Origin of the sequence: Weissella muntiaci (assembly GCF_008107635.1) — a bacterium.
Taxonomy (GTDB): Bacteria; Bacillota; Bacilli; order Lactobacillales; family Lactobacillaceae; genus Weissella; species Weissella muntiaci.
Map to the genome: position 1 here is coordinate 192427 of NZ_SDGZ01000014.1, position 6814 is coordinate 199240.

Annotated in this window: 7 protein-coding genes and 2 tRNA genes; 4 read left to right on the forward strand and 5 right to left on the reverse strand. The window is 42.4% G+C overall.

All coding sequences use genetic code 11. From position 1 onward, the window contains the following. Positions 1-2: 2 nt before the first annotated feature. The 3 genes from larC to larA are packed head-to-tail and all read right to left on the reverse strand — an operon-like array spanning position 3 to position 3297. Positions 3-1262: a nickel pincer cofactor biosynthesis protein LarC gene (gene larC, locus ESZ50_RS06150; RefSeq protein WP_148622700.1), complete on the reverse strand. Its 1260-nt coding sequence runs from the start codon at positions 1260-1262 to the stop codon at positions 3-5. Next, on the reverse strand, positions 1259-2011 hold the full coding sequence (larB, locus tag ESZ50_RS06155; RefSeq protein ID WP_148622715.1) for a nickel pincer cofactor biosynthesis protein LarB: 753 nt from the start codon (positions 2009-2011) through the stop codon (positions 1259-1261). Before larB ends, larC begins: the two co-directional genes overlap by 4 nt. Positions 2012-2016: 5 nt before the next feature. Then, positions 2017-3297: a nickel-dependent lactate racemase gene (larA, locus tag ESZ50_RS06160; protein ID WP_148622716.1), complete on the reverse strand. Its 1281-nt coding sequence runs from the start codon at positions 3295-3297 to the stop codon at positions 2017-2019. Between the two features lie 206 nt (positions 3298-3503). Between larA and ESZ50_RS06165 the strand changes: the two genes are divergently transcribed. The 4 genes from ESZ50_RS06165 to ESZ50_RS06180 are packed head-to-tail and all read left to right on the forward strand — an operon-like array spanning position 3504 to position 6555. Then, the gene (locus tag ESZ50_RS06165; protein ID WP_148622701.1) at positions 3504-4175 is read left to right on the forward strand and encodes a Crp/Fnr family transcriptional regulator; all 672 of its coding nucleotides are present in this window, start codon (positions 3504-3506) and stop codon (positions 4173-4175) included. Positions 4176-4190: 15 nt separating this feature from the next. Further along, complete coding sequence (cbiM, locus tag ESZ50_RS06170) at positions 4191-5171, forward strand: cobalt transporter CbiM (protein ID WP_148622702.1); 981 nt, start codon at positions 4191-4193, stop codon at positions 5169-5171. Next, positions 5125-5859 (forward strand): energy-coupling factor transporter transmembrane component T family protein, encoded by a 735-nt coding sequence (locus tag ESZ50_RS06175; protein WP_148622703.1) that lies wholly within the window; start codon positions 5125-5127, stop codon positions 5857-5859. The genes cbiM and ESZ50_RS06175 overlap by 47 nt, the downstream gene beginning before the upstream one ends. 9 nt (positions 5860-5868) lie before the next feature. Then, the gene (locus tag ESZ50_RS06180; RefSeq protein ID WP_148622704.1) at positions 5869-6555 is read left to right on the forward strand and encodes an energy-coupling factor ABC transporter ATP-binding protein; all 687 of its coding nucleotides are present in this window, start codon (positions 5869-5871) and stop codon (positions 6553-6555) included. A 44-nt stretch (positions 6556-6599) separates the two neighbouring features. Here ESZ50_RS06180 and ESZ50_RS06185 read toward each other — a convergent pair. After that, positions 6600-6672 (reverse strand) — tRNA-Thr (locus ESZ50_RS06185). A gap of 44 nt (positions 6673-6716) precedes the next feature. Then, positions 6717-6789: transfer RNA gene (locus ESZ50_RS06190), tRNA-Asn, on the reverse strand. Positions 6790-6814 lie beyond the last annotated feature (25 nt).

The window sequence follows — 6814 nt, forward strand, 5'->3', positions numbered from 1 at the left end:
CCTTATTTTAATAATTCCAAGCGTGCCGCTTGTTCAATTTCATCAATGGTTACATCATGTGCTAATGCTAATTTGATTAAATCATTCATCTCAAAACTACTTTTCTTAATTGCACCATGCGTTAGTAATTTTACGTGTACTTTTCCATACTCAGTTTCGACAACCTTAAAAGCTCGTTCCATCGTCGTTCGGTGCATTGTTGTCCAACGTAATCCGATCGTCGTCGTATACTTAAACAAGATCTCAGTTGCAACTTCCTTTAGCTGTTCCGGTAAGATTAATGTTAGCTCATATGCGGGACGTTGTTTCTTCATAAAAATTGGCGTAAAGAAGGCATCATATACACCTGCATCAATTAGCTTATCCATCACAAATGCCAACTTTTCGCCGGTACTATCATCAATGTTAGTGTGAAGCTCTAAAATCTCATCATGACTCTTTTGGACAACCCGCTCACTCTTCTTCGAATCAAAGAGGCTGACTCTGAGCGCATTTAACGATCCGGTTTCTCGACTACCAAATCCATAGCCTACCCGCGTTAAGACCGCTTGACTAGGTTGTGGACCAAACTGTTCCACTAGAATTTTTACCAATGCTAAACCAGTTGGGGTAATTAGCTCTGTGTGAACATCCATCCGTTGGTTAATGGGAATATCGGTACCTTGTCGCATCATCATCACCGCAGGAACGGGAACTGGCATTGTTCCATGTGCAACATTAATCGTTCCGGTTCCATCAGCTAATTCACCTGAAAGGACTCGTTCAATTCCCATCAATTCGAGTGCAATAAAGACACCCACTATATCAACTATTGAATCAAGCGCACCGACTTCATGAAAATGGATCTCTTCAATTGATAATCCGTGCACAGCGGACTCGGCGTTTGCAATTTCGCGAAAAGCTGCTATTGCACCATGCTTTACTTCGTCCGACAAAGTGCTTGCCAAAATAATCGCCTCAATCTCATGGAAATTTCTGCCATGATGATGCGTGTGATGGTGATGATGTTGTTGTTCTGTGCTATGCTCGGCAAACGTTAATCCACTATCAATCGTATGATCCTTTGCTATGAGCTTAACCTGAAATGTGTGCCCGTTAATCGCTGACTTATTGTCTTGATTGATTTGGATTTCATATCCGTCGAGACCAAGTTTGTTTAACTCCGTTTTGAACGCAGTCTGATCCAACCCTAAATCAAATAGTGCCGCTAGTAACATATCCCCTGAGATACCTGAAAAAGGTTCCAAATATAATGTTTTCACTTTACCGCCCCCATTTGATTGATCATACTTGCTGAGTAAGCTGCACCAAAGCCATTATCGATGTTAACGACTGTAATTCCTGATGCACAGGAGTTAAGCATCGTTAACAACGCTGACACCCCTCCAAAATTCGCACCGTATCCAATACTTGTTGGTACAGCGATGACCGGCTTATCAACTAACCCGCCAACAACACTTGCCAAAGCGCCTTCCATGCCGGCAATAACGATCACCACTTGTGCTGTACGAATTTCATCAACCCGTGCCAAAAGTCGATGAATTCCAGCTACACCCACATCATAGATTCGAATTACTTGATTACCGAAATTCTGGGCGGTCACGGCGGCTTCCTCTGCTACTGCTATGTCCGAGGTCCCAGCGGTCACAATTGCAATCTTTCCGACTAAATTTGTGGGCGCATCAGTCGATAGTATCTGTGCTCGTTGATGATAGACTAATTTCGGAAAAGCGTGTTGAACTAATTCGGCCTTATCCCCATCGATCCGGGTTATCAAGACCGGCGTTGCTTGTTCAAGCATCAATTCAACAATTCCAATGATTTCACTGGCAGTTTTCCCTGCACCATAGATAATCTCTGGGTAACCAGTCCGTTTAGCCCGGTCGGTATCAACCTTTGCAAACTCTAAATCAACAAACCCCGCATCCTTTAATTGACTATCAGCTTCATTAACCGTCAGTTTCTGGTCCGCAAGTGCCTGTAAAACTTCCCTTACAACTACTTTATCCATCATCTTTAGTCCTCAGCTACGATAACCCCTAAACCATCAGGGATTACCGTCACCTTGGCATCAGTTCCCTCACGGGCGTACGCCATTTCCAGCGCTTCATCTAATGTCTGCGCCAAATCCATATGCATGTCTGTAATTAACTGTCGATCAACAAGATCTGAAACCATAATGACGTGATGATTAACCAGAATTCGAGCTAGAATTTGTGAAGTCCATTGATCCGGAATTGTTTTTAACCGTGGCGTGTTAATTGCTTGATCCAAGAAATCCTGCGGATTCTTTACATCGGCAATATTGTGATAGAAGCCTTCACCACCATGACCATCACGCATCCCGGCAACCATAATAATCGTACCTTGAGCTTTGTTGGAGGCCTCTGCCGCTGTCATTCCCTTTACCGCCTGGTAAATGTTCTGATCTAGCGGATAACCACCGTTAGTTGAAATTGTGATATCAGACTTGATTGCCGCAACTTGAGACAATGATGCCACAAAATCAGTGCCTTCCTTATGTGCTGCTTCTACATCACCAGCAAAGGAGGCGATGATATGCTTATTCTCATCAAGAACTACATTTAAAATAAAGGCCATTTTAGCCTTACGTGCTGCGTAAACCATGTCCTCGTGGATCATATTGTGCTGTAAATTACCCGTTCGTGAGTGTTTATCATTAATAAACTCACCCGAATGATTTGCCATGATTGTTCGATATGAAGCAACACCAGGTAATACGGCCTTACGTCCACCTGAGAAACCAGCAAAGAAATGCGATTCAATGAAGCCCTCTGAAATTAACAAGTCTGCTTCAGCGGCAACTTTATTGATGATCAAGGCGCCACCTGATGGCAATGTACCGATCTCTATCATATCTGCATCAACCTCCGACATGTGCATCACAATTTCTTCATGTTGCACGATCTCTGGTCCATATTTATTAATTAACTCTTCTTGGGTTGAAGGGCGATGAAAGCCTGTCGCTACCAAGATTCTAATTCGAGCATCAGGGGCTGCTGATCGCAACCGCCTCAATAGAATTGGAGTAATAATATGTGATGGCACTGGCCGTGTATGATCAGAAGAAATGATCACAATATTCTGCTTGCCTCGAGCCAATTCTTCCAATTTGGCACTCCCAATCGGCTGATCTAATGAATGCTCAACTAACTCCTTTTCACCAAAGTCAGCCTGATATGTTGCCGCTTTTGATACCAACTTTCCGGCATAATTCTTCTCCGGAATGTGAGCGGTAATCGTCTTTTTATCATATGGTAAGTCAATATCAATCATTGTATGCTTCCTTCCTCGCAATAAACTCATGTTTATCCTAGTTCTGGAGCCCAGTAATTAATACCTTTTACTATGCCATGATTTAATAGGTTAATTTTATAGTATGAATTGTTACTAACATAGAAGAATGTGGTAAGCTTTTTAAAAAAGTACCATTAATTGTTGTAATCATTTAGCCGTACTTATTCCAAAGGAGCTTTACTAAGATGGTTATGAATCACATCGAATATCTACTAAATTACCTTGAGCATGAAGGGACCCCCGTCGTGCGCAAGAAGCGCCACACCTATTTGACCTACCACGGTTTTGAGGAAAGTAGCACTTATATCTTGAAAAGCGGAATTGTTAAAAATTCGATTATTCTCCAAGATGGCCGTGAGTTCAACATTTCATACATAACGAAGCCCGATGTTATCAGCTTGTTACGGGATGAGGTCTCAAAGTATACTGAAGAGCCTTTCAATGTCCGGATCGAGTCTGATTATGCTGAATTCTATAAAATCGACCGTGTCGACTTTTGGCGAATCGTCAATACTGATGAAGAATTGCAGGCATATGTCAAAGAATACTATCGTACCAAGCTGTCAGAAAACATTGTACGTTTACAACGTATGGTGATGAATGGTAAATCAGGTGCCGTATGTGCATTTCTATATGAGCTCACTGGGCTATTCGGAAAAAGATTGCCGAATTACAAAGGCACTTACATTGATTTCACCGTTACGAACGAAGATATCGCTGGCTTCTGTGGCATAAATTCACGTTCATCCGTTACTCGAATTCTTTCATCTTTGCGGGAACAAGGTGTTATTGACATCGAGAATCATCACTTCGTCATTAAGGATATGGACTATTTATTAGATAACGTTGCAATATAAACGTAGGAGGTAGTTATGCATATTCCTGACGGCTATATCAGCCCTGAGACATGTTTATTAATGTACGCCGTCGCCGTACCAGTTTGGGCCTATGCAGCCAAACAAGTTATTACCCATGTTAAAAAAGACCCTGAGCGCTTATCCTTAATTGGTGTTGGCGCTGCAAGTGCCTTCTTAATCATGATGTTCAATGTCCCAATCCCCGGTGGCACTTCTGCGCACGCCGTTGGCGGAACAATTTTAGCAATCCTAATCGGCCCGTGGGAGGCCGTCATCTCTTTATCAATCACAATTGCCATTCAGGCACTGGTCTTTGGTGATGGCGGGATCCTAACTTATGGTGCAAATGTTATTAACATGGCGATCATCATGCCCCTCTTCGGTTATGCCATTTATCGTCTTGCCCAGCGGTTTAAACACCCCTTGCTTGGTGTGTTTTTCGGATCTTACATCGGTATTAATCTTGCGGCCCTCTTCGTTGCCCTTGAATTAGGACTACAACCGATATTATTCCATACTGCTAGTGGACAACCTCTGTATAATCCTTATTCACTTGCTGTCTGTATCATGGCAATGTGTGGCAGTCATCTCCTGGTTGTCGGCTGGGTTGAAGCATTCTTTGCACTTGTGATCTATAAATATATTCAGATGCATTATTCGAGTTTAATCATCACTGAAGATCAAGGACGACCATTAAGACCGTTAGCGCTGGGAATGGTCACTTTAGCCATTCTTACTCCACTAGGGACCCTTGTTACACAACCCGCTTGGGGCGAGTGGGCTGCTGATAGTTTTAAGAATGGTGCCCCGCTCGGTATTAAACACGCATTGCAATACCATGCACTTTTTTCCGGATATAGACTAGGATCTCTCAAAAGCTTTTCATCCGCACTAATCATTTCTTTGTTAATCATTTTGTTAGCAATTATTATCGTTCGAGGCATTCATTATGTTGGGAAAAAACAGGCATCAAACAATTCTGCAAAAGAATTCTAACCACCTAACGCGATTATTAGCGGATCTCCAAAATAATGCTGTACAAACACAAGTGAACCGCCATGTAGAAACTGCTACCTGGCGGTTTATTGCATTCGTTTCATTCATAATTCTATCTGCTGGAGTAAGACAAATTGATCTCCTGATCATCATGACGCTAGTAGTTGTGATCACTATTGCCCTACATAGCATTAGTTTCATCAATATGTTTATCCGACGCTTTCTACCCTTGTTCGTTCTTGGAAGTATCTTTATTATTCCAGCCTTTTTTATGCTCAATATCACTTTCGCCGAACGTTTTCTATTGCGCTTGGCGGTTAATCTAGCCCTACTGGTGCTCTTCCAATTGACCACCCCGCTGACTGAGGTTCTACAAATTGTTCATGAGCTAGGGCTAAGTGATGAACTCGTAATCACAATTAACATTGCACTGATTACGATCACTTCGAGTGCAACTGAACTATTAAAGTTACTTGAGGTTCGAAAAATTCGAACAATCCAACGAAGTTCAGGTACCTTTAAAGATACCGTCTTAATTCTAGGACCTCTTTTGGGCCGAATTCAAGCAACCAGCCAGGCTCATGCTAACGGGCTTCGTTTGCGCCACATGCTGATCACCAAACGCCATTTCAAGGTTCGTTATCTTTTCCCCATATGCTTGGCTTGTTTCATCGTCTTATTTATATAGGAGTTTTACATGTTAATCCTTGATCACGTTCAATATACTTATCCCAATACGAAGCAATCCTTTAACTTTAATATCAAGGTCCCAGATACTGGTATCACCGCTTTGCTCGGTGCAAACGGTGCCGGCAAATCAACGTTGATTCGCCTAATGGCGCTACTCAACAACGCTGATCACGGTACAATCTCATTTAACAATCGTACAGTCACATCGGATGCGCTCCCAGAGGATTTCTATCAAGAGGTTGGTGTAGTTCTACAAGATCCTGCCACAATGCTCTTCAACACGACCGTTTATGACGAACTAGCATATGGTCCAAATCAAATCATGCCTTCTGAAAAAGTGATTCAACTGGTCAATGAAATTGCCACTGAGTTTAAGATTGCCGATCTATTAACTCAAACCCCTGCTAGCCTATCCGGTGGCCAAAAGAAGCTTGTTAGCATCGCTTGTATCGTTATCAACAAGCCCAGCCTGCTAATTCTCGATGAACCCTTTGATGGACTCTCGGTCGCTAATATTAATCATTTAAAAAACATTTTAGTCAAAAGAAGCGCTACCACCAAAATCATCATTGCCCATCATGCCCTAGCAAGCATCATTGATATGATTGATGATGCGATTATCATCGAAGACCGTCAAAACGGTGATTTAATAACTGGTAAGGAACAATTAATTAATCTAAGTGGTCTATATTAAAAAACGTGGTAGCGACTTCTAAAGTCACTACCACGTTTTTACTATGCCGACTATAGGATTCGAACCTACGACCCTCGGTTTACGATACCGATGCTCTACCAACTGAGCTAAGTCGGCAAAAAATAAAACCACATACAAGCGTATGTGGTTCATTTTTAGAACTCCGAATGCCGGGCTCGAACCGGCGACAACCTGATTAACAGTCAGGTGCTCTACCAACTGAGCTAATTCGGAATAATGCATCGCGACGTCCTATCCT